This is a genomic window from Antarctobacter sediminis (genome assembly GCF_019218285.1).
GTDB lineage: Bacteria > Pseudomonadota > Alphaproteobacteria > Rhodobacterales > Rhodobacteraceae > Antarctobacter > Antarctobacter sediminis.
In genome coordinates this window covers 1,428,695-1,449,640 of the sequence record NZ_JAHUZG010000001.1, presented here as the reverse complement: position 1 = coordinate 1,449,640, position 20,946 = coordinate 1,428,695, and the positions used below count along the sequence as shown (strand labels likewise).

Sequence of the window (20,946 nt, the reverse complement as noted above, 5' to 3'; positions counted from 1 at the left end):
GCAATTCAGGGAGGAGACGCGCAATGCTGAGCCAGACTCAAAAGGAATTTTATGACCAGAACGGCTATCTCAAGGTTGAACAGGTGGTCACGCCAGAGGAACTGGCCGAACTGCAATCGGTGACAGAGGCGCTGATCAACCAATCGCGCGAGGTCAGCCAAAGCGACGAACGGTTCGATCTGGACAAGGGGCATACGCCAGACCAACCGCGCCTGACCCGGATCAAACTGCCGCACAAGCAACACCCGGTCTATGACCGCATTCTCAAACACTCGGGGGTGACGCGGGTACTGAACGATCTGCTCGGGCCGGACACTGTGCTGAACACGGCCAAGCTGAACTGCAAGGCGCCGGGTGGCGGGGCGGCGGTGGAATGGCATCAGGACTGGGCTTTTTACCCAGCCACAAATGACACACTGCTTGCCGTGGGGCTGATGCTGGAGGACGTGACGGAGGAAAACGGCCCCCTGCTGGTGATCCCGGGAACGCACAAGGGCCCGGTGCTGAGCCACCATGCAAACGGAACCTTCTGCGGTGCGATCAACCCGGAGGATCCCTTGTTTGAAAAGGACAAGATCGTGACGCTGACGGGCAAGGCCGGCGACATGACGGTGCATCACGTGCGGATGCTGCATGGTTCGGCACCCAACGTTTCGGAGCGTGCGCGCAAGATCCTGTTCTACGAATGCGCTGCTGCCGACGCCTGGCCCCTGCTCGGGGCCTCGAGCTATATCCACTCGCTGGGACAACGTAGGTTCTGGGATGACCTGCAAGATCGCCTGATCACCGGCCAACTTGCTCTTGAGCCACGACTGGCGCAGGTGCCAGTGCGTATGCCCTTGCCACCGGCCGTGGACAATAGTTCGATCTTCAAGACGCAGCAAAGCGGCGGCGCAAAAAGCGCCTTTGCATGACTGGGGACTCTATTGCATCCAGACGTTGCGGGGGCTCTGCCCCCGTCGCCCTTCGGTCGACTCCCCCGAGGTATTTTAAGAACCAAAGAAGGGTGGGGCCTGCGCTTGCTTCTTTGGTTTTGAAATACCTCGGGGGGAGGCTCGAAGAGCCGGGGGGCAGAGCCCCCTTTACCCGGTTTCTACCGCCGAGCCGTCTGCCAGCATGGCGTCGATGTCGAGCGGTGCGCAGAAGCCATCCTTGACCTTGGTTTCCAGTTCGGATTCGAGTTTCTGGACATCTTGAACCCGGGCGATCACCTTGTCGATGTCGGCGTAGGGGATCACCACGACGCCGTTGCGGTCGGCGACGATCATGTCGCCGGTGGCGACCGCGCAGCCACCTACGACGGCGCGTCCGCCCAATGTCCCAGGGCCGGAGGTGAAGGGTGAGTTGGGGTTGAGCCCGGTGCACCATGCAGGCAGTCCGGCGGAGACGATACCGGCGTAGTCGCGCATCGGCCCATCGGTGACAAAGCCCGCAGCGCCGGCGTTTTTCAGCATACCCGAGAGTTGATCCCCGATGGTGGCAGAGCCTTGATACCCGTGTGCGGCGTGGACGACGACATCGCCCGGCGTCAGCAGGTTCACCGCTGCAAGTGTTGCGATGATGTCGGAGGGTCCGCTGTCGGCTACGAGGGCCGGACCCACGGCGTGACAGTCAAGATCGCGACCGAACCCTATGGGTGCGACGGGGGTGGCCATTGCGCCCATGCCGCCCATGGCGTCACACAGGAAGGCGGTTTCAACGCCTTGCAGGGCTTCGATCTGCGCCTTGGTCGGGCGGGGCGCGCCTTTGACGATGGTCAGGCGGGGCGGTTCTCCGATCATGGATCTGTCTCCTTTGGGGGCGTATGTTATTCGGCTTCGGGATCGGGCAGGCGCCAGAGCAGGCGGATATAAGCCAGCCCCGAGGCGGTCGCGGTACAGCGTGCCTTTTGCAACTGGATCTCGGCGGCGGGGAGTTCGCGTAGCAGGGCCAGTTCCTCCATCCGGTCACATTGCACCAGCGAGGAGAGCAGATCGTATTTCACCTCGATCCCCGCCAGCGCGGCGATCCTTTCGGGGGCATTTGCGCTCAACTCGGACATGCGGGTGCCGATGGCGTCGGACCATTCCTGCCGCGCATCCGAAAAGCAAAGACCTGCGACGGCGGGTGTTTCCGGCGAGATTTGCAGGCAAGGTGCATGGGCGGCATCGACGCAGCCTGTGGGTTTCTTGCCCAGTTCCAGCGCGGTATCGAGACAGGTCTGAACGCTGTCGAGATCCAGCCGCGGATCGGCTTGCGCGGGCAGGGCCGGGGCAAGCAGGCAGAGGGCCGCGAGACAGGCGGCGAGGCGGTCTCTCATTTGAAAATTCCTCCCGGAATGGGGCGGTTTGCGCCCTCGGTTGCCTTGCCTCCTGCGAGGTGGCTTGCATTTGGTATACCAAATTGAAATGCTTTCACAAGCCGACAGACCCGCGGGAATCAGCGGGCATGCCAAAGGGAGAGGTCAATGTCCGATACGCGCGCCAACAAGCGGTTCCGCTCGCAGGAGTGGTTCGACAATCCCAACAACCCGGGCATGACCGCGCTCTACGTCGAGCGGTATCAGAACCAGGCCTTTACCCGCGAGGAATTGCAGGGCGAAAAACCGATCATCGGCATTGCCAATACCGGCAGCGATCTGGCCCCCTGCAACAAGATCCACGTGTTCCTGATGGACCGGATCAAGGCGGGCATCCGCGAGGCGGGCGGCATCCCGATGGAGTTTCCCGTTCACCCGATTCAGGAGACAGGCAAGCGGCCTACCGCGGCGCTGGACCGCAACCTTGCCTATCTGAGCCTTGTCGAGGTGTTGCACGGCTATCCCATCGACGGGGTGGTGCTGACCACCGGATGTGACAAGACCACGCCTGCCATGCTGATGGGCGCGGCGACGGTGGACATCCCCGCCATCGGGCTGAACGGCGGGCCGATGCTGGACGGATGGTGGAAGGGCAAGCGCGCCGGGTCGGGCACGATTGTCTGGGAAAGCCGCCGCCTGCTGGCCGAGGGCAAGATCGATTACGAGGAGTTCATGGCGCGGGTCTGTTCCTCGGCCCCTTCTCTGGGCCATTGCAACACCATGGGCACGGCCAGCACGATGAACGCCATGTCCGAGGCGCTGGGCATGACCCTGACCGGGTCGAGCGCGATCCCCGCGCCCTTCCGCGAGCGCATGGCCATGGCCTATGAGACCGGGCAGCGCATCGTCGAGATGGTCTATGAAGATCTGAAACCCTCGGACATTCTGACACGCGAGGCCTTTGAAAACGCCATCGTGGTGAATACCGCCATTGGCGGATCGACCAATGCGCCGCCGCATCTTCAGGCGATTGCGCGCCATGCCGGGGTGGACCTGAACGTCAAGGATTGGGAGACCATCGGCTTTGACGTGCCCTTGCTGGTGAACATGCAGCCGGCGGGCGAATATCTGGGAGAGAGCTTTTTCCGTGCGGGCGGCGTGCCCGCGGTCATGGGCGAATTGATGGCGGCGGGACGGTTGCACGTTGATGCGATGACCGCCACGGGCAACAGCATGGGCGCGAACCTGGCCGGTTGCGACAGTCTGGATACCGATGTGATCAAGCGGTACGACAGTCCGATGCGGACCAATGCCGGGTTCAAGGTGCTGTCGGGGAACTTGTTCGACAGCGCGCTGATGAAGACCAGCGTGATCTCAGAGGATTTCCGGCAGCGGTTCCTGTCGAAACCCGGCAGTGAAGGGGTCTTTGAAGCCAGGGCCGTGGTATTCGAAGGCCCCGAAGATTACCACGACCGGATCAACGATGCCGCGCTGGGAATCGACGAGGAAACGGTGCTGTTTATCCGTGGGGTGGGGTGCGTGGGCTATCCCGGCTCGGCCGAGGTGGTAAACATGCAGCCGCCAGATGCTTTGATCAAGGCGGGGATCAACCATCTGCCGACCGTGGGGGACGGGCGGCAGTCCGGCACTTCGGAAAGTCCGTCGATCCTGAATGCCTCACCCGAGTCGGTTGTGGGCGGCGGGCTGGCGCACCTGCGCAGCGGCGACCGGGTCCGGCTGGACCTGAATGCCAGCCGTATGGATGCGCTGGTGGATGCGGCGGAATGGCAGGCGCGGATCGACGCATGGGAGGCGCCGGAGATCAAGAGCCAGACCCCATGGCAGGAGATCTATCGCACCCATGTGGGGCAGTTGGGCGATGGCGGCTGTCTGGAACTGGCCACGGCCTACCAGCGGATTGCCAAGGATCTGCCGCGGGACAATCACTGAGGCGGTTTCGACGCAGGGGGGAAGAGGGGGCGCTGCCCCCGCGCCTGCGGCGCTCCCCCGGGATATTTTTGGACAGAAGAAAACGGGAGGGGTGCGCCATGGCGCAAACGATCATCATTACGGGCGGTGCGCGCGGCATCGGCAAGGCCTGCGCCGAGGCGTTTCTGGCGGCGGGGTGGAAGGTTGGCATCGTTGGCCGGACGCCCGAAACCGTGGCGGAGATGGCCGACAGCCATGACAACGCGCTGGGTTTGCCTTGTGACGTGGTGGACGAGGCGCAGGTCGACGCGGCCTTTGACAAGGCCATGGCCGAATGGGGCCGGATCGACGTGTTGTTCAACAATGCCGGGGTGTCCGTCATGGGCGGCCCGGTGGACGAGATCAGCGTCGAGGATTGGCGGCGCTGCATCGACATCAATGTGACCGGGTCGTTCATTTGTGCGCGGGCGGCTTTTGGCCGGATGCGGCGGCAAGAGCCGATGGGCGGGCGGATCATCAACAATGGCTCGGTTTCGGCCTATGTGCCGCGTTGGGGATCGGCGCCTTATACGGCGTCGAAACATGCGATCACCGGGCTGACGCGATCCTTGTCGCTGGACGGGCGGCCTTACAACATCGCCTGCGGGCAGATCGACATCGGCAATACGCTGACCGACATGGCCGAGAAGATGACCAAGGGCGTGCCGCAGGCGGATGGGTCCATCGCTGTCGAACCGGTGATGGATGTGTCGAACGTGGCGTCTTCGGTGCTGCACATGGCGTCTTTGCCTCTGGAGGCGAACGTGCAGTTCATGACGGTGATGGCCTCGGCCATGCCTTATATCGGGCGCGGCTGACCGTTCAGCGCGTGCTGGGCACCGGGCGCCGGACACGGCCCCGGACGGCCCGTTCGCGTTGCCAGATATAAAGGCCGGAGGCGATGATGATCGCCCCTCCGCCCAGTGTCCAGATCGTGGGCCATGTGTCGAAGAGCAGCACGCCAGCCAGCGCGGCGAGGAAGATCTGGATGTAGATCACCGGCGCGAGGATCGAGGCATCGGCCCAGCGGTGTGCCGTGACGGCCGCGATATGGCCGCTGGCACCAAAGATGCCGATCAGGACAAAGGCGATCCAGCCGCTGCCCTGCGGCCAGACCCAGCCGGTCAGCACAAAAGGCAGCAGGGCCAGCGCGGCAAAGCCGCTGGACCAGATTTGCTGCGTTGCATTTCCTTCGATCCCGGCCAGCAGGCGGGTCATGATGAAATAGAGCGCCGCCATGCAGAGCGCGATAAGCGAGAGGAACATGGCGGGGTGAAAGCTGACCCCCCAGGGCTGCATCACCACGATCACGCCGATGAAGCCGACGCAGACGGCGATGATGCGGCGCAGGCCGACGGTTTCGCCGAGGATCGGGATCGCCAGCAGGGTGACGACGATGGGGCCGGCGAACATGATCGTGGTGGTCACGGTGATCGGCAGGAACTGCAGCGCGGTGAAATTGCAGACGGTGCTGCCCAGCAGGAAGAGGCTGCGCAAGAGTTGCCGCCAGGGCGCGTTCGAGACGAAGGCGCCGCGCCCCTCTTGCGCGGCATAGATCGCCGTGGCGACGAGGAAATGCCCGGTGTAGCGGGCAAAGACCACCTGGAGCGCGGGCATTCCGCCGACGATCAGCCATTTGGCCGAACTGTCGATACAGGTGAAGCCGACGACCGCGAGGGCCATCAGCAGGACACCGGCGGCGGTGCGGTCTTCGCGGGGTTTGGCTTCGGACATATCTTGGGCGCAATCGACAGGTCAGGGGAAAACGGAGTTGAAATCGGGGGACTGGAAGAAAAAGGGACCAGCGTGCCTGATCAGCCGGTCGCCCATCCGCCATCGATGACATGGGCCTGCCCGGTGGTAAAGGCGCTTTCGTCGGAGCCAAGGTAGACCGCAAGATGGGCGATTTCCTGCGGCGTGCCGATGCGGCCCATGGGCTGGCGGGCGTCGAAGGCGCGGCGCGCCTCTTCGTAGTCGCCCATGGCGCGCAGACGGTCGTGCAGCGAGGGGCTGTCGACCGTGCCGGGACAGATGCAGTTCACCCGGATGCCCTTGGTCACGTAGTCAAGGGCCACCGATTTGGTCAGCCCGATCACCGCCGCCTTGGAGGTGCCATAGATGCAGCGGTTGGGCGCGGCCACGATGCTGCCCGCGATGGAGGCGATGTTGACGATGGCGCCGCCGCCGCGTTCGATCATGCCCGGCAGCGCCGCCTGCATGGCATGGAACTGCGAGCGGACGTTCAGCATCATGGCAAAGTCGAAATCCTCGTCCGTCGCCTCGAGCAGGGTGCCTGCGTGCACGAAACCGGCGCAGTTCACCAGCACATCCGGCGCGGCCTGCTGGATCGCCTCGGTCAGCGCGGCTTTGTCGGTCACGTCCAGCGCGAAGGCGGTTCCGGTCAGCCCTTCCAGCAGGTCGGCATTCAGGTCGGTGGCGGTGACCTCGGCGCCTTCGCGGGCGTAGGCCGCGGCGATGGCGCGGCCGATGCCCTGTCCGGCAGCGGTGATGAAGGCGCGTTTGCCTGCAAGTCTCATGTCAGAACTCCAGTGAAATCTCCCGGCACCTCGCCGCGTCGGACGGGGCGGTGGGTCTGCCCGGACAAAGCCGTGGCCAATGTCATTTCCAGCGCCGCAAAACCGTTTTCGGGACGGCAAAGAACATCATCCGTTCCGCCATTCAAAAGAGCGGCAAAGCGGTCGATCTGGGCGCGGAGCGGGTCGATCCGGTCAAACTGCGGTCCGGGGATACATTTCAGCGGTTTGGACCATTCGACCTCTCCCGGACCGCTTGCGCCCCAGCGGGTCAGCGACGGGAAGGCTAGCGCCCCGAGGGGGCCGGTGAAACGCAGGTAATCCTGATCCGATCCGGCAATGGCGGGGTTTTCCGACGAGCTCGCCTCGAACGACCAGGGCGAAGCCCCGGCATCCGACATCAGGAAAGAGCCAAGCGCGCCGTTTTCAAAGCGGAAGGCAAGGGCTGCGGTATCCTCGATCACCAGGCCGCGCGTGGCGGAAGAGGTGAGGGCCGTGACCTCGACCGGCAGGCCCGTCAAGAATCCCAGCAGGTCGATCTCGTGGCTGAGGTTGCTGGCCAGGGGTCCGGCGCCGGGCAGGCGACGCCATGGCGCATCGAAATAGCTGTCGTGCTTGCGCACCGACCAAAAGCCCTGAAGTCCCACAAGCGGGCCGATCTGGGGCAGGGCGTCGCGCATGGCCATGACATAGGGATGACAGCGGCGGTGGTGCCCGACGATCAGCGGCAAACCGGCGGTTTCGGCAGCCGCCATCATGCTGCGGGCATTGTCGAGCGTATCGGCAAAGGGTTTTTCCACCAGCACCGCCCAGCCACGCGACAGCGCGGCAAGGCTCGAGGGCATGTGATCCGGTGTCGGAGTGGCGATGACGCAGGCGCGGGTGTCTTTTGGCACCTCGTCCAGCGTGGCGACCACGGGCAGGCCCCCTTGGCCAAGTTCGGCGCGGGTTTCGGCCTGCGGTTCGACCACCGCCGTCAGGCGGATGGCAGGCGAGGCACTGGCGACCTCGATGTGACGTCGCCCGATGCTGCCCGCGCCGATCACGCAGAGGGGTAAGGGAGCGGTCATCACATCACCGCGCCGATCTGCCAAGGCACAAATTCGTAATCGCCCAGGCCCTGCGCCTCGGATTTGGTCTGTTCGCCGGAGGCCATGCGCAGCCACATCTGATAGATCTCGCGGCCCACTTCTTCGACCGATTTGCCCTCGGTCAGGATGGTGCCGGCGTTCACGTCCATGTCCTCGGTCATGCGGTTGAACATCTCGGTGTTGGTGGCGACCTTCATCGAGGGGCTGGGTTTCGCGCCAAAGGCCGAGCCGCGCCCCGTGGTGAAACAGACCAGAGTGCAGCCGCTGGCAATCTGGCCGGTCACGCTGGCCGGATCGTAGCCGGGGCTGTCCATGAAGGTGAACCCCTTTGCCGTCACCGGCTCGGCGTATTTGTAGACACCGGTGAGCGGCGTGGTGCCGCCCTTGGCCGCCGCGCCGAGGCTTTTTTCAAGAATGGTGGTCAGCCCGCCTTTCTTGTTGCCGGGCGAGGGGTTGTTGTCCATCGAGCCCTTGTTGCGGGCGGTGTAATCTTCCCACCAGCGGATCAGGCCGACCAGTTTCTCGCCGGTGGCACGGTCGACGGCGCGGGCGGTCAGCAGGTGTTCGGCACCGTAGATTTCGGGCGTTTCGGCCAGCACGCCGGTGCCGCCCTGCGCGACCAGCAGGTCACAGGCATAGCCCACCGCCGGGTTTGCGGTGATGCCCGACCAGGCATCCGAGCCGCCGCATTGCAGGGCCACCATCAGTTCTGATGCCGGGCATTCGCTGCGCGTGGCCTTGTTCACCTCGGGCAGCATCTTTTCGATCTTGGCGATGCCCAGGTCCACGGTTTTGCGCAGCCCGCCCACGTCCTGAATGTTCATCGACTGGAACAGCGGGCCGGGTTGCAGGCCATAGGCCTCGACCAGCCAGTCGATCTGGTTCATCTCGCAGCCCAGACCGGCCATCAGCACGCCGCCGATATTGGGGTTGCGGGCATAGCCCCACATGACCCGTTGCAGCGCCTCGAAGCCTTCGGAGCCCTGACCGGCCATGCCGCAGCCGGTGCCATGCACAAAGGCCACGACGCCGTCGACGTTGGGATAGGCGGCCAGCCGGTCGTCAGTGAAATGGGCGGCGATCTTGCGCGCGGCGGTGGCGGAACAATTCACCGAGGTGAGCACCGCGATGTAGTTGCGCGTCCCCACGCGGCCCGAGGCGCGGCGGTAGCCCATGAAGGTATCCTGCTTGGTGGCCGGGGTGGCCGGGCGCAGGTTGGTGCCGAACTCATACTCGGTATCGACATTGCGGAAGTCGAGGTTGTGGGTGTGGACATGGGCACCGGCGGCAATGTCCTCGGCGGCGTAGCCGATGACCTGCGCGTATTTGATGACGGGCGCGCCCTTGGCGATGTCCTGCGTGGCAAGCTTGTGGCCGCGCGGGATCAGTTGGGTGGCGCCGTCCTGCCCGGTTTCCAGCGGGGTGACGGCGGTGACGACGTTGTCGGCGTCGGAGAGGCGGACGGTCTGGGGCATGTCTTGGCTCGGCTGTTGAAGGGGGGCGCTGCCCCCCGCCTTCGGCTCCCCCCGGGATATTTGGGGACAGAAGAAGGCAGGGAAGCGGGATCAGGCGCAGACGGGGCTGTCGGCGGACCAGCGGTGGATGGGGATATGCGGTTCGGGGGCGAGGCGGGCGCGGGCGGCCTCCCAGCTTGCCTTCCATGCGCGCCAGTCGCGTTCTTCGGTCTGCGGCGCGCTGCGCGAGCGGGCGACGAAAGACGGGAAATGCCCGCGGCCAGTGGGCTGGCCGGTGACGTTGAAGCGGATGTCAAAGCTCCACCGGAAGGCATCGGAACGGTTGTCGAGCGAGGCATGTGGGGTGAGCGGGTGGAACAGCACCGCGCCGCCGGCCTTGACCGGGAGGGGGACCGCCCGATCCATGTCCAGATGGCCGGGGGCGATGGCGGTCTGTTTCTGGGGGCAGTGCGGGTACATCCGGGGTTTGCCGGGCACCACCTGAAGGCAGCCGTTTTCCACCGTGGCATCCGAGATTGCCAGCCAGACGGTGACCATCTGTGTGCGGTCGCCGTCTTCGTGCGCGACGGCGCGGTCCTGATGCCAGTCGGTGGAGGTGACATGGGCGCGCAGTTCGTCGCCGTGCAGGGTGTCGGCGGGCGGTTTCAGGCGGACGTGCTGGATCGGGTTCGAGGTCAGTTCGGGGCCGAGCAGGTCCTCGACCATATCCAGCAAGCGCGGGTTGGTCAGCATGTCGAAGACGGCGGGGCCGAAGTGGAAAGGCGTATCGGCGGCGATTTCTCCGCCCGGCAGCGAAATGTCCATCGGCTGGAACCAGTCGCAGCCGGCGCGGTAGGAGACCAGAAGTTTCTGCCAGAAATCCAGGTGGTCACCCGGCGGCACGCGCCCCTCTGCCTGCCACCCGGCATAGAGCCGATCCAGCAGCACTGTGTATTCGGCCTTGACCGCGTCAAGCGTTGCGCTGTCCAGCACGTTGTCGACCACGAGGTAGCCTTGGGTGTCGAACTGGTGGACCTGTTCGGAAGTCAGCATGAGGGGCATGGCGGGGCTCCTGCGGGGGCTGGCCCCGTCGCCTGTTGGGGCGCCCCGGAGTAATTTCACACAAGAGACGCCTGAGGGGGGAATGGGGGACCGGGCTGGGCCGGTCCCCCGGACGTCACAGGAAGATCGTGACGATGGGCGGCCATGCCAGAAGCACCGTCAGCGCCAGCAGTTGCAGGGCGATGAAGGGCAGGAAGCCGCGGAAGATGTCGGTCAGCGAAATATGCGCCGGGGCCACCGATTTCAGGTAGAAGGCGGCGGGTCCGAAGGGCGGCGAGAGGAAGCTGACCTGCATGTTCATGCAGAAGACCACGCCGAACCAGATCGGGATATAGCGCGCCTCCACTTGGCCGAGCCAGCCGATCTCTTCCGCCGGGAGGCGGACCACGATGGGCAGGAAGACCGGCATGATGAGCAGCACGATGCCGACCCAGTCCATGAACATGCCCATGATGAGGAAGATCACCATCATCACCAGGATCACGCCCATGGTCGGCATGTCCGACCCGACGATCATGTTGGCCACGTATTGCGGGCCACCGGCCAGCGTGTAGGCGGCGGCCAGCGCCGCGGCACCGATGGTGACCCAGATGATCGTGCCGGTGGATTTCAGCGTGCGCATCAGGCTGTCCCAGACGATCTCCCATGTCATTTCACGCCGCATCAGGCCGATGACAAAGACCGCCACGGCGCCCATGCCCGCCGCCTCGGTGATGCCGGTGATGCCGCCGTAGATCGAGCCGAGCACCACGCCGATGACGATGATGGGCGCCACCAGGCCCTTGCCCATCTCCCATCCCTGCGCGGTGCGTTCGCGTCCCACGATGACAAAAACCACCACGATGAAGAGCACCAGCGCACCCGCCAGCCAGGGCAGGTCGGAGACCATGCCGAGGAAGATCGGATCGACGCCTTCGACCACTTCGTTCACACCGGTGACGGTGAAGAACAGCGCGCGGCCGATCAGCACCACGGTCACCCAGATGCCGAAGCGCGACAGGAAGCCGAGGAACATCAGCCCCTTTTCACGGCCCTTCGGCGCGCCCGGTTCCTCGGGCGGCAGCGGGGCCTTTTCCGGCGAAAGCTGGGTGGTGATGATGATGTAGACGATGAAGAAGCTGGCCAGCATGAAGCCGGGCAGGAAGGAGGCGGTGAACAACGCCTTGATCGAGGTTTCCGTCACCAGCCCGTAGAAGATCAGGACGATCGAGGGCGGGATCATGGTGCCGAGGCTGCCCGAGGCGCAGATGGTGCCGATGGCGAGGTTCTGGTTGTACCCCAGCCGCAGCATCTGGGGCAGGGCGATCAGGCCCAGGAGGACAACTTCGCCGCCGATGATGCCCGACATGGCGGCCATGATGACAGCCATGACCGAGGTCACGATGGCGATGCCGCCACGCACGCGGCTAAGCCAGACATTGAGCGAGGAATACATGTCCCGCGCGATGCCGGATCGTTCCAGCAAGGCCGCCATGAAGATGAAGAGTGGTACTGATATCAGCACGTAGTTCGTCATCTGTCGATAGACCGCCTGGCCCAGCACGTTGAACGGCCCCTGGCCCCATGTGCGGAACAGGATGTCGACATCGAATTTCAGGACCAGCGTGACCACAGCGAGAAAGGCCGAGGCAAAGCCCAGCGGCATCCCGATGGCCAGCAACGCGAACATCGCCAGCAGCAGGATAAGGGAGAGAGTGCCGATATCGACCATTACTTGTTGTCCCCTTCCAAGGTGCGGCGGATGTTTTCGATCTCGGTTTCGTCGATTTCGTCGGCCGGGTTGTGGTGTTCCGGCGCGCGGTTCCAGTCGGCGATCAGGTTCGACAGGGCCTGAATGGCGACGAGTACGATGATGATGAGGATGGCCGGTTTCACGGTGCCCGGCAGCGGTGGATCCCAGGCGGTGCCGAAGGTTTCCATCCGCAGCATCCGGCGCATGGCGTCATTGTAGCCGCCCCAGACAAGGCAGAAGGTAAAGACCCAGATCAGCAGGACGGACACGCAGTCGGCCGCCTTTTGCATCCAGCGGGGCATCATGTCGTAGATGACATAGATGCGGATGTGGCTGCGCTGTTGCATGGCATAGAGACCGGCCAGCAGGAACAGGAAGCTGGCGATCCAGAGCGACATTTCGTTCGCCCACATGGTCGGCTGGTTGAAGACATAGCGCGAGACGACCTCGTAGAACATCACGATCACGATGAAGGCGATGGACATCATGGCCAGCCGCGAACAGACCAGTGAGAGGATGTCGAAGGGACCGGTGCGGTCTTGTTCGATCGCGCCCTTGTCGTCGCTCAGGTAAAGCGAGGCAAAGAACAGCGCGAGCGCAAAGCTGGCCAGGGTGAGGATCACCATGGGTTTGCCCTTGGGGCGGATCATCTCGTGCATGCCGATGGCCTCGGACGAGATGAATTGATTGACGACGAGAATGGCCCAGAGGGCGATGGTCAGGCCGGCGAAGCCGATCATCGCGGCGCGGACGGGGGCCCTGAGAGAACCCAGCCAGACGCTGTCCTGTTGCATGCGCGGTCACTCCATTTGTGAGGAAAGGGAGCAGCTGCCCCCTCGTGTGCCCTGCGGTCCCGTCGGGGGGCAGAGACAAAAACGGCGAGCCTTGGGAAAGGCTCGCCGCGGTGTCACGAGGCGGTCAGCCCGGCGATCACTCGGCGATGAGGCCAAGTGCGGTCAGGTACTCGCGGTGGCTTGCCACCAGAGCGGCTGCTTCGGGCGTCTTTGCGGCCCAGCCATCCCAAGCGGTCTGCGCCGCCTTGCGGAAGTCCGCGCGGTCCTTCGGCGACCAGTCGTAAAGCGTCACGCCAGCGGCGGTCAGTTCAGCCGCGGCTTCGGCGTTCTTCTTCTCGTTCGACAGGGCGGTGTGCAGCGTCAGCTTTTGCATCGCGGTGTCGATGATGCGGCGGTGCTGTTCGCTCAGACCTTCCCAGACGGCCTGGTTGCAAGCCAGGTGGTCCGACGGCATCGAGTGGAAGCCGGGGTAGGTGGCGTGCTTGACGATGTCGTACAGGCCCAGACCCACGTTGTTGTAGAGACCCGATGCGTCGGCGCCGTCGATGATGCCGGTTTCAAGCGCGGTAAAGATCTCGGTGAAATCCATCACGATGGGCGTGGCGCCCATTTCGGTGAAAATCTCGGTTTCCAGACCCGGGGGCGAGCGGAACTTCCAGCCCTTCAGGTCGTCGGGGCCGGCGATCGGCTTGGACGAGGACAGCGATTCCTGACCGTAGAGCCACCAGCCGATCAGCTGCATGCCCTGTGCGTTGTACAGTTCCTGCGCCGCGTCGTAACCGCCGCCGTAGTACAGCCACGAGATCTGCTGCCACGGGGTGTCGTAACCGCCCATGATGTCGCCGACGAACTGGAACGCCGGGTTCTTGCCGGTCTGGTAGGCGCCGCCGGTCATGTCGCAGTCGAGGATGCCGTTGATGGCGGCGTCGAAGGTTTCGGTCGTGGCCACGACGGACGAGCTGTAGAACATCTCGATGCTGATTTCGCCGCCCGACATGACCTGCACGTCATCGGCGAACTGGGCTGCCAGAACGCCCGAGGGGTGCTCGGATGCATAGTGGGTCTGGATACGCAGGGTCACGTCCTGCGCGCTGGCCGCGGATGCAGCAATGGCAACGGCCGCGGCCGTCGTCAGAAACTTCTTCATTTGTTCCTCCCTGTGGCGGGCTCCCCCCCGCCGTATGGTTATCGGGGCAAGCCCCGTCCCCGGATGGTATACCATCGCGTGAAAGCAAGCTAACCAAAGCCATGTCGACAGGCAAGGATTTTTGGTATACCAAATTTCCCTCATGAGAGTTCGTCCCAAGGGGCGGAAAAAAGGGTGCGGATTCAGGGAGGTGGACTGCGCCATGTCGGAAGAGACACTGCCAGAGCAGATTGCGACTCGGTTGCGGCGGGACATATTGCGGGGCGTGCTGCAACCCGGCACCCCGGTCAAGGAACGCGACCATGCAGCCGAGATGGGCGTCAGCCGCACGCCGCTGCGCGAAGCGATTCGAATGCTGGCCAAGGAAGGGCTGGTGCAACTGCGTCCGGCGCGCTCTCCGATTGTGGCCCAGCCCAGCTTTGAAGAGGTGGCTCAGAACATCGAGGTCATGTCCGCGCTGGAGGTTCTGTCGGCCCGGCTGGCCTGTGAGCGCGCCAGCGCCGAAGAGATCGACGAGATCGCCCGCGTGGCCGAGCAGATGGAACGCGACTACGACAGTCTCGACATGCTGGAGGTCTTTGAGATCGACATGAGCTTTCACCGTGCCATCGCGCAGGCGGCGGGCAATCCGGTGCTGGCCGAGATGCACCAGTCGCTTCTGGCCCGGCTGTGGCGGGCGCGGTATCTTTCGGCCAGCCGCAAAAGATCGCGGGACCGCGTCCTGCACCAACACGCACAGATCGTGGCGGCTTTGCGCGCGCGCGATGCGACGGCGGCGCAGGCGCATTTACAGGCGCATCTGGATCACCTGCTGATCAACGTGGCCGATTTTTTCGAGTCCTCGGGCACGGCCGAAGGCGGTGATACGCCTGAACCCGTGCAATGAGCGACCAGACAGACAAGACTCAGACACAAGGATAAAGAGCGACATGAAACTACTGCGATTTGGCCCGGCGGGTCAGGAAAAACCGGGGATGCTGGATGCGGACGGACAGGTGCGCGACCTGTCGGCCCATGTGAGCGATTTCGCCGGTGCGTCCGTTTCGCTGGAGGCGCTGGAGGCGCTGCGGGCCATTGATCCCGCCAGCCTGCCGCTGGTGGCGGAACCGGGGCGCATCGGCTCGTGCCTTGCCTCGGTGCCGAACTTTTTCTGCATCGGGCTGAACTATGCCAAACACGCTGCCGAAACCGGCGCGGAGCCGCCGAAGGAACCGATCCTGTTTTCAAAGGCGACCTCGGCACTGTCCGGTCCCTATGACCCGGTGGTGATCCCGCGCAATTCGGTCAAGTCCGACTGGGAGGTCGAACTGGGCGTGGTGATCGGCAAGGCGGCCTCTTACGTAAGCGAGGCGGAGGCGCTGTCCCACGTGGCGGGCTATTGCGTCATCAACGACATGAGCGAGCGCGAATTCCAGATCGAACGCGGCGGCCAATGGGTCAAGGGCAAGTCGGCCCCGACCTTCGGCCCGACCGGCCCCTGGCTGGTGACGGCGGACGAGGTGCCGGATCCGCAGGCGCTGAAGCTGAGCCTCGACCTGAACGGCGAGACGGTGCAGGACAGCGATACGTCGGACATGATCTTTTCCGTGGCCGAGATCATCAGCTACATGTCGCAATTCATGATGCTGCAACCGGGGGACATCATCGCCACCGGCACGCCCTCGGGCGTGGGCATGGGCATGAAACCGCAGCGCTTCCTGAAGCCGGGTGACGAGATGGTTGTGCGGGTCGAAGGGCTGGGCGAGCAGCGCCAGACCACGGTCGCGGCAGAGTAAAAGCCTGCCCGGAAAAGGAAAAGGCCCCCGTCGCGGGGCCTTTTGCGTTTTTAGTGGATCAGCGACCCGCCGTTCACGTCGACCTCGGAGCCGGTGACATAGGCCGAGAGATCGGAGGCGAGGAAAAGGCAGCAACCGGCCACATCGCTGGCCGCCCCGGCGCGGCCCATGGGGATGCCCGAGAGGATCTGTTCCATCATCTCGTCGGTCAGCGCGCCGCCGGTGATGTCGGTGGCGATAAAGCCCGGGCAGATCGCGTTTGACCGGATGCCGTCGGGGGCCAGTTCGCGGGCCATGGCCTTGGTCAGGCCCAGCACACCCGCCTTTGCGGCGGAATAATGCGGTCCGCCAAAAATGCCGCCGCCGCGCTGCGCCGAGACCGAGGAGATATTGACGATGCTGCCGGTCTTGCGCTCGCGCATATGCGGGATCACCGCCTGGCTCATGTAGAGCGTGCCGCGCAGGTTGACGTCGGTCACGGCCTCGTAGTTCTGCGGTTCGATCTGCATGAGCTTCAGCGGCTGGGTGATGCCGGCGTTGTTCACGAGGATGTCGACCTGACCCAAACCGTCGATCGCGGTTTGCGCGGCGGCGGCGCATTGGGGTTTGCTTGTGACGTCGCAGGCGAGGCCGATGTGGCCTTCGCCCGGCAGGTCGGCTGCGGCGGCGCGGGCGGCCTCGCCGTCGAGATCCAGCACGGCGATGCGCGCGCCGTGTTCGGCAAAGAGCTGTGCCGTGGCCTTGCCGAGGCCGCGGGCGCTGGCAGCGCCGGTGATGATGGCGGTCTTGTTCGCTAGAAGCATGGTGGTTTCCCGTGGCTGGCCGGGGAGGGGCTCTGCCCCGTCGCGGCGGTGCCGCGACTCCCCGGGATATTTTCGGACAGAAGAAGCGGCGGGTCAGAGCCTTGATTTGACGCTGGCGGTGATGGCTTTGACCGAGAGCCCGTATTGATCGTGCAGCGTGGGCAAGGCGCCGGCATCGAGGAATTCATCCGGCAGGGCGATGGAGTGGAAGGCCGGGTGGATGCCCGCGCGCATGAGATCGGCGGCGACGGCCTCTCCCAATCCACCGACGATGGTGTGGTTTTCCAGCGTGACCACGAGGCGGCCGGTTCTGGCGGCCTCGGCGCGGATGGTTTCCGTGTCCAGCGGTTTCAGCGTGGGCACGTGCAGGACCGCGCAATCGGTGCCATCGGCCTTGAGCGCCTTGGCGGCGTCCAGTGCGCGCATGGTCATGAAACCGGTGGAGATGAAGAGCACGTCGTTGCCGCCGTGGATCAGCTGGGCTTTGCCCAGCTTGAACCGGTAGCCGTATTCGCCCAGCACATCGGGCACCTTGCCGCGCAGGAGGCGCATGTAGACCGGGCCGGGGTGGTCGGCGATGGCATGTGTGGCCTGGGTGATTTCCGTCGCGTCGCAGGGATCGACGATGGTCAGGTTGGGCATGCCGCGGAAAATCGCGAGGTCTTCGGTTGCCTGATGGCTGGGGCCGTAGCCGGTGGTCAGCCCGGGCAGGGCACAGACGATTTTGACCGGCAGGTTTTCCTCGGCAATCGCCATGATGATGAAGTCATAGGCGCGGCGCGAGGCAAAGACGGCATAGGTGGTGGCGAATGGGGTGAACCCTTCGCGGGCCAGACCGGCGGCGGTGGAGATCATCACCTGTTCCGCCATGCCCATCTGGTAAAAGCGGTCGGGATGCTCTTTCGCAAAGACATGCAGATCGGTGTATTTCGACAGGTCGGCGGTCAGGCCGACGATGTCATCGCGTGTCTTTGCCAGGTCGCAGAGCGCCTGTCCGAAAGGCGCGGCGACGGTTTCGCGGCCCTCGGCATCCAGCGAGGCGATCATGGCGGAGGTTGTCAGGCGTTCGCCGCTTTCGCTGACGGGGACCTGGCGGGCGGTGTATTTGGACTTGCGGCGGGAGAGGGCGCCGATGGGGGCTTCTTGCATCTTTTCTGCTCCGTCTCAGGCCGGGATGGTTTCGTCGAGGATGGCGATGGCGCGGGCCCATTCCGAAGGTTCGACGCGGACGAAATGGGTGATCTCGCGGTCTTCGAGGAAGGGCACGCCCTTGCACATCTGGGTCTTGCAGATGATGACGCGTGGGCGCGGATCGGTGAGGGCGCGCGCTGTGTCGAAGGCTGTGACCAACGCGTTCAGGTCATTGCCGTCCACCTCTTGGGCGTGCCAGCCGAAGGCCTCCCATTTCGGGGCTTCGGCACCTTTGGCCAGGGCCTGGGTCGTCGGGCCGTCGGCCTGCTGGTCGTTGAAATCAACGACGCAGATCAGGTTGTCCAACCGGTGTGATGTGGCGGCCATGACCGCCTCCCAGGTGGAGCCTTCGCCCAGTTCGCCGTCCGACATCAGGTTGTAGACGAAAGCCGGGTTCTGTTTGCGTTTCAGTCCCAGCGCGGCACCGACGGCGATGCCAAGGCCATGGCCCAGCGAACCGCCGGTGATTTCCATCCCCGGGGTATAGGCGGCCATGCCGGACATGGGCATGCGTGAATCGTCCATGCCGTAGGTTTCCAGCTCATCCTCGGGCAGGATGCCAGCCTCGATCATCGCGGAATAAAGCGCAATCGCGTAGTGGCCGATCGAGAGGTAGAAGCGGTCGCGGCCTTCCCAGTCAGGGTCCTCGGGGCGGTAGGTCAGCGCGTGGAAATAGCTGGTGGCCAATACATCGGCCACGCCAAGCGCCTGACCGATATAGCCCTGTCCCTGAACCTCTGCCATGCGCAGCGCAAGCCGCCGGATTGACCAGGCGCGGCGCGCAAGGCTCACGTTAGAGCCCGCGTGAACGGTCATGATGCTCCTCCTCCCGAGGTGATATATTAGTGCATGTCGCTTGTCACCTTGTCATACATGTTATTTCAGATCGGGCAAGTCCGAAGGTGACGTCAGGGCGACTTGCGCAAGTCGCGGGGCGTTTCGCCAAAGGCCGTGCGAAAGGCCCGGGTCAGAGCAGAGGCATCCTCGTATCCGCAACGGGTGGCGATTTCGCTGATCGAAAGGCGGGTCTGTTCCACCAGGCGACGCGCGGCGTTCAGGCGCAGCGCGCGGTAGGTGGCGCCGGGGCCGCGGCCCAGAACGTCGCGAAAGCGCCGTTCCAGCGCCCGGGGCGTGACCTGAAGACGGCGCGCCACGGCGGCGACGGGCAGGGGAGCCTCGACATGGCGGCGCATGATCGAGACCGCCGCCTCGACCAGTTGATCGTCGGTCAGGCGGGGCGGCAGGTCTTTTGGCTCGGGCCGTTCGCCATGCATGAACAGCGCGCCCGTTTCCAACCGCAGCAGCGGGCCGTGGTGCTGGCCGACAAGGTTCAGCATCAGTTCCAGCGCCGTGGTGCCGCCGCCGCAACTGAGGATGTCGCCGTCCTGCACCACGCGGTCGGGCAGGGCCTCGACCTCGGGGAAGGTTTCGGCAAAGCGGTCCAGTTCGTCCCAGTGCAGGGTTGCGCGCCGTCCGTCCAGCAGCCCCGCCGCCGCCAGAAGCCAACTGCCCATGTCCAGCCCGACCAGCGTGTCAAACCGTCGCCGCGCCGCGCGCAGGGCACGCAGCGTGTCAGGGGTGGTCAGATGTTCGGTGTCATAGCTGGGCAGCAGCATCAGGTAATCGCCGCCGGGATGGCGGGCCAGCGTTTCTTCGGGCGCGACCGGCAGCCCCGAGGAAGAGGTCAGCGTCTCGCGCGTCAGCCCGATGTATTGCCAGGAATAAAGCGGTTTGCGTGACAGCGCGTTCGCCGCGCGCAGCGGTTCGACCGCATTGGCAAGGCAGAGGTTCGAGAAGCGCGGAAACAACAGGACCGCCACGTGGCGTGTCGCATTCTGCGGATTTTCTGGGGCGTTCTGCATATCCATGACCTGCGATCTACCGTCTAGTGGCGCCATCACGCAAGCGGAGGGTGCCATGCAGTTCGGATTGAGCGACGAACAGGAGATGATCGTTTCGACCGTGCGGAGCTTTGTCGAGAACGAGATCTATCCGCATGAGGCCGAGGTCGAGCGCAGCGGGCAGGTGCCGCATGAACTAGGCGAAGAGATCAAGCGCAAGGTTCTGGATCTGGGCTTCTACGCCTGCAATTTCCCCGAAGAGGTGGGCGGCGCGGGCCTGTCGCACCTTGATTTCACGCTGGTCGAGCGGGAACTGGGCCGTGGCAGCATGGCGCTGACGCATTTCTTTGGCCGTCCGCAGAACATCCTGATGGCGTGCGAAGGCGAACAGCGCGAACGCTATTTGCTGCCCGCCGTGCGGGGCGAGCGCATGGACGCGCTGGCCATGACCGAACCGGATGCGGGCTCGGATGTGCGGGGGATGAAATGTTCGGCGGTGCGGGAGGGCGGCGATTGGGTCGTGAACGGCACCAAGCACTTTATCTCGGGCGCGGAACATGCGGATTTCTTTATCGTCTTCATCGCAACCGGGGTGGATGAAACACCGAAAGGCCCCAAGAAACGGATCACCTGTTTCCTCGTGGATCGCGGGCATCCGGGGTTCGAGGTGCGCGACGGTTACAACTCGGTTTCGCATCGTGGCTACAAGAACTGCATCCTCGAATTCACCGATTGCCGCCTGCCGGATGCGCAGGTTCTGGGGCAGGTCGACGGCGGTTTTGACGTGATGAACGAATGGCTTTACGCCACGCGGCTGACCGTCGCCGCCTTTTCCGTGGGCCGGGCGCGGCGCTGTTTCGATTATGCCGTGGATTACGCGGCGCAGCGCAAGCAGTTCGGGCAGGCAATCGCCAAGTTCCAGGGCGTCAGTTTTCAGGTCGCGGACATGGTGACAGAGATCGACGCCGCCGACTGGCTGACCCTGTCGGGGGCCTGGCGGCTGGACCAGGGGTTGCCCGCCAACCGCGAGATCGCCTCGGCCAAGGTCTATGCAACCGAGATGCTGGCGCGGGTCACGGATACGACCTTGCAGATCTTCGGCGGTATGGGGTTGATGGATGATTTCCCGATCGAGCGGTTCTGGCGTGATGCGCGGGTCGAGCGGATCTGGGACGGCACCAGCGAGATCCAGCGCCATATCATCAGCCGCGAGATCTTTCGGCCGCTGGGAGCGTGAGGCGAGGCGGGGTAAATCCCGCCCTACGGCAGTTGGAGA

At 64.3% G+C, this 20,946-nt stretch carries 20 protein-coding genes; 6 read left to right on the top strand and 14 right to left on the bottom strand.

Features of this window, described 5'->3' with window-relative positions; all coding sequences use genetic code 11:
* Positions 1-23 precede the first annotated feature (23 nt).
* Positions 24-914: a phytanoyl-CoA dioxygenase family protein gene (locus KJP30_RS07040; protein ID WP_218448260.1), complete on the top strand. Its 891-nt coding sequence runs from the start codon at positions 24-26 to the stop codon at positions 912-914.
* Positions 915-1,082: 168 nt separating this feature from the next.
* Here KJP30_RS07040 and KJP30_RS07035 read toward each other — a convergent pair whose 3' ends face one another.
* Together KJP30_RS07035 and KJP30_RS07030 are read right to left on the bottom strand one after the other, a co-directional pair.
* On the bottom strand, positions 1,083-1,781 hold the full coding sequence (locus tag KJP30_RS07035) for an RraA family protein (RefSeq protein WP_218448259.1): 699 nt from the start codon (positions 1,779-1,781) through the stop codon (positions 1,083-1,085).
* A 26-nt stretch (positions 1,782-1,807) separates the two neighbouring features.
* The gene (locus KJP30_RS07030; RefSeq protein WP_218448258.1) at positions 1,808-2,299 is read right to left on the bottom strand and encodes a hypothetical protein; all 492 of its coding nucleotides are present in this window, start codon (positions 2,297-2,299) and stop codon (positions 1,808-1,810) included.
* Positions 2,300-2,446: 147 nt separating this feature from the next.
* Here KJP30_RS07030 and KJP30_RS07025 point away from each other — a divergent pair, with 147 nt between their 5' ends.
* Together KJP30_RS07025 and KJP30_RS07020 are read left to right on the top strand one after the other, a co-directional pair.
* The gene (locus KJP30_RS07025; protein ID WP_218448257.1) at positions 2,447-4,228 is read left to right on the top strand and encodes an IlvD/Edd family dehydratase; all 1,782 of its coding nucleotides are present in this window, start codon (positions 2,447-2,449) and stop codon (positions 4,226-4,228) included.
* 98 nt (positions 4,229-4,326) lie between these two features.
* Positions 4,327-5,064, top strand: coding sequence for an SDR family oxidoreductase (locus KJP30_RS07020; RefSeq protein WP_218448256.1), 738 nt, complete (start codon positions 4,327-4,329; stop codon positions 5,062-5,064).
* 4 nt (positions 5,065-5,068) lie between these two features.
* Here KJP30_RS07020 and KJP30_RS07015 read toward each other — a convergent pair whose 3' ends face one another.
* The 8 genes from KJP30_RS07015 to KJP30_RS06980 all read right to left on the bottom strand — a co-directional run bounded on the left by KJP30_RS07015 (position 5,069) and on the right by KJP30_RS06980 (position 14,060).
* Entirely contained in the window at positions 5,069-5,980 is a 912-nt protein-coding gene (locus KJP30_RS07015; RefSeq protein WP_218448255.1) for a DMT family transporter, read from the bottom strand.
* Positions 5,981-6,060: 80 nt separating this feature from the next.
* Positions 6,061-6,783, bottom strand: coding sequence for an SDR family oxidoreductase (locus KJP30_RS07010; RefSeq protein WP_218448254.1), 723 nt, complete (start codon positions 6,781-6,783; stop codon positions 6,061-6,063).
* The gene (locus KJP30_RS07005; RefSeq protein ID WP_218448253.1) at positions 6,780-7,850 is read right to left on the bottom strand and encodes a Gfo/Idh/MocA family oxidoreductase; all 1,071 of its coding nucleotides are present in this window, start codon (positions 7,848-7,850) and stop codon (positions 6,780-6,782) included. Before KJP30_RS07005 ends, KJP30_RS07010 begins: the two co-directional genes overlap by 4 nt.
* The gene (locus KJP30_RS07000) at positions 7,850-9,346 is read right to left on the bottom strand and encodes a UxaA family hydrolase (RefSeq protein WP_218448252.1); all 1,497 of its coding nucleotides are present in this window, start codon (positions 9,344-9,346) and stop codon (positions 7,850-7,852) included. Before KJP30_RS07000 ends, KJP30_RS07005 begins: the two co-directional genes overlap by 1 nt.
* A gap of 90 nt (positions 9,347-9,436) precedes the next feature.
* On the bottom strand, positions 9,437-10,387 hold the full coding sequence (locus KJP30_RS06995; protein WP_246594370.1) for a phytanoyl-CoA dioxygenase family protein: 951 nt from the start codon (positions 10,385-10,387) through the stop codon (positions 9,437-9,439).
* Between the two features lie 115 nt (positions 10,388-10,502).
* Positions 10,503-12,098, bottom strand: a complete 1,596-nt coding sequence (locus KJP30_RS06990) for a TRAP transporter large permease (protein WP_218448251.1) — start codon at positions 12,096-12,098, stop codon at positions 10,503-10,505.
* Positions 12,098-12,913: a TRAP transporter small permease subunit gene (locus KJP30_RS06985; RefSeq protein WP_218448250.1), complete on the bottom strand. Its 816-nt coding sequence runs from the start codon at positions 12,911-12,913 to the stop codon at positions 12,098-12,100. Before KJP30_RS06985 ends, KJP30_RS06990 begins: the two co-directional genes overlap by 1 nt.
* A gap of 136 nt (positions 12,914-13,049) precedes the next feature.
* Positions 13,050-14,060 carry a TRAP transporter substrate-binding protein gene (locus tag KJP30_RS06980; RefSeq protein ID WP_218448249.1) on the bottom strand — a complete coding sequence of 337 codons (1,011 nt, stop codon included), beginning with the start codon at positions 14,058-14,060 and terminating at the stop codon, positions 13,050-13,052.
* 202 nt (positions 14,061-14,262) lie between these two features.
* Between KJP30_RS06980 and KJP30_RS06975 the strand changes: the two genes are divergently transcribed.
* Both KJP30_RS06975 and KJP30_RS06970 read left to right on the top strand, forming a co-directional pair.
* The gene (locus KJP30_RS06975; protein ID WP_218448248.1) at positions 14,263-14,946 is read left to right on the top strand and encodes a GntR family transcriptional regulator; all 684 of its coding nucleotides are present in this window, start codon (positions 14,263-14,265) and stop codon (positions 14,944-14,946) included.
* 43 nt (positions 14,947-14,989) lie between these two features.
* Positions 14,990-15,835 carry a fumarylacetoacetate hydrolase family protein gene (locus tag KJP30_RS06970; protein ID WP_218448247.1) on the top strand — a complete coding sequence of 282 codons (846 nt, stop codon included), beginning with the start codon at positions 14,990-14,992 and terminating at the stop codon, positions 15,833-15,835.
* 50 nt (positions 15,836-15,885) lie between these two features.
* Here KJP30_RS06970 and KJP30_RS06965 read toward each other — a convergent pair whose 3' ends face one another.
* The 4 genes from KJP30_RS06965 to KJP30_RS06950 form a co-directional block, all read right to left on the bottom strand.
* Complete coding sequence (locus KJP30_RS06965; RefSeq protein WP_218448246.1) at positions 15,886-16,638, bottom strand: SDR family NAD(P)-dependent oxidoreductase; 753 nt, start codon at positions 16,636-16,638, stop codon at positions 15,886-15,888.
* Between the two features lie 93 nt (positions 16,639-16,731).
* Positions 16,732-17,787, bottom strand: coding sequence for a transketolase family protein (locus KJP30_RS06960; RefSeq protein ID WP_218448245.1), 1,056 nt, complete (start codon positions 17,785-17,787; stop codon positions 16,732-16,734).
* A 15-nt stretch (positions 17,788-17,802) separates the two neighbouring features.
* Positions 17,803-18,645: a transketolase gene (locus tag KJP30_RS06955; protein WP_218448244.1), complete on the bottom strand. Its 843-nt coding sequence runs from the start codon at positions 18,643-18,645 to the stop codon at positions 17,803-17,805.
* A gap of 92 nt (positions 18,646-18,737) precedes the next feature.
* Positions 18,738-19,691 (bottom strand): GlxA family transcriptional regulator, encoded by a 954-nt coding sequence (locus tag KJP30_RS06950; protein WP_218448243.1) that lies wholly within the window; start codon positions 19,689-19,691, stop codon positions 18,738-18,740.
* A gap of 55 nt (positions 19,692-19,746) precedes the next feature.
* Here KJP30_RS06950 and KJP30_RS06945 point away from each other — a divergent pair, with 55 nt between their 5' ends.
* Positions 19,747-20,907, top strand: a complete 1,161-nt coding sequence (locus tag KJP30_RS06945; RefSeq protein WP_218448242.1) for an acyl-CoA dehydrogenase family protein — start codon at positions 19,747-19,749, stop codon at positions 20,905-20,907.
* Positions 20,908-20,946 lie beyond the last annotated feature (39 nt).

Bases quoted from the DNA above. Each gene is read 5' to 3' on its own strand.
- KJP30_RS07040 (WP_218448260.1), top strand. From the start codon at position 24: ATGCTGAGCCAGACTCAAAAGGAATTTTATGACCAGAACGGCTATCTC.
- KJP30_RS07035 (WP_218448259.1), bottom strand. From the start codon at position 1,781: ATGATCGGAGAACCGCCCCGCCTGACCATCGTCAAAGGCGCGCCCCGC.
- KJP30_RS07030 (WP_218448258.1), bottom strand. From the start codon at position 2,299: ATGAGAGACCGCCTCGCCGCCTGTCTCGCGGCCCTCTGCCTGCTTGCC.
- KJP30_RS07025 (WP_218448257.1), top strand. From the start codon at position 2,447: ATGTCCGATACGCGCGCCAACAAGCGGTTCCGCTCGCAGGAGTGGTTC.
- KJP30_RS07020 (WP_218448256.1), top strand. From the start codon at position 4,327: ATGGCGCAAACGATCATCATTACGGGCGGTGCGCGCGGCATCGGCAAG.
- KJP30_RS07015 (WP_218448255.1), bottom strand. From the start codon at position 5,980: ATGTCCGAAGCCAAACCCCGCGAAGACCGCACCGCCGCCGGTGTCCTG.
- KJP30_RS07010 (WP_218448254.1), bottom strand. From the start codon at position 6,783: ATGAGACTTGCAGGCAAACGCGCCTTCATCACCGCTGCCGGACAGGGC.
- KJP30_RS07005 (WP_218448253.1), bottom strand. From the start codon at position 7,850: ATGACCGCTCCCTTACCCCTCTGCGTGATCGGCGCGGGCAGCATCGGG.
- KJP30_RS07000 (WP_218448252.1), bottom strand. From the start codon at position 9,346: ATGCCCCAGACCGTCCGCCTCTCCGACGCCGACAACGTCGTCACCGCC.
- KJP30_RS06995 (WP_246594370.1), bottom strand. From the start codon at position 10,387: ATGCCCCTCATGCTGACTTCCGAACAGGTCCACCAGTTCGACACCCAA.
- KJP30_RS06990 (WP_218448251.1), bottom strand. From the start codon at position 12,098: ATGGTCGATATCGGCACTCTCTCCCTTATCCTGCTGCTGGCGATGTTC.
- KJP30_RS06985 (WP_218448250.1), bottom strand. From the start codon at position 12,913: ATGCAACAGGACAGCGTCTGGCTGGGTTCTCTCAGGGCCCCCGTCCGC.
- KJP30_RS06980 (WP_218448249.1), bottom strand. From the start codon at position 14,060: ATGAAGAAGTTTCTGACGACGGCCGCGGCCGTTGCCATTGCTGCATCC.
- KJP30_RS06975 (WP_218448248.1), top strand. From the start codon at position 14,263: ATGTCGGAAGAGACACTGCCAGAGCAGATTGCGACTCGGTTGCGGCGG.
- KJP30_RS06970 (WP_218448247.1), top strand. From the start codon at position 14,990: ATGAAACTACTGCGATTTGGCCCGGCGGGTCAGGAAAAACCGGGGATG.
- KJP30_RS06965 (WP_218448246.1), bottom strand. From the start codon at position 16,638: ATGCTTCTAGCGAACAAGACCGCCATCATCACCGGCGCTGCCAGCGCC.
- KJP30_RS06960 (WP_218448245.1), bottom strand. From the start codon at position 17,787: ATGCAAGAAGCCCCCATCGGCGCCCTCTCCCGCCGCAAGTCCAAATAC.
- KJP30_RS06955 (WP_218448244.1), bottom strand. From the start codon at position 18,645: ATGACCGTTCACGCGGGCTCTAACGTGAGCCTTGCGCGCCGCGCCTGG.
- KJP30_RS06950 (WP_218448243.1), bottom strand. From the start codon at position 19,691: ATGCAGAACGCCCCAGAAAATCCGCAGAATGCGACACGCCACGTGGCG.
- KJP30_RS06945 (WP_218448242.1), top strand. From the start codon at position 19,747: ATGCAGTTCGGATTGAGCGACGAACAGGAGATGATCGTTTCGACCGTG.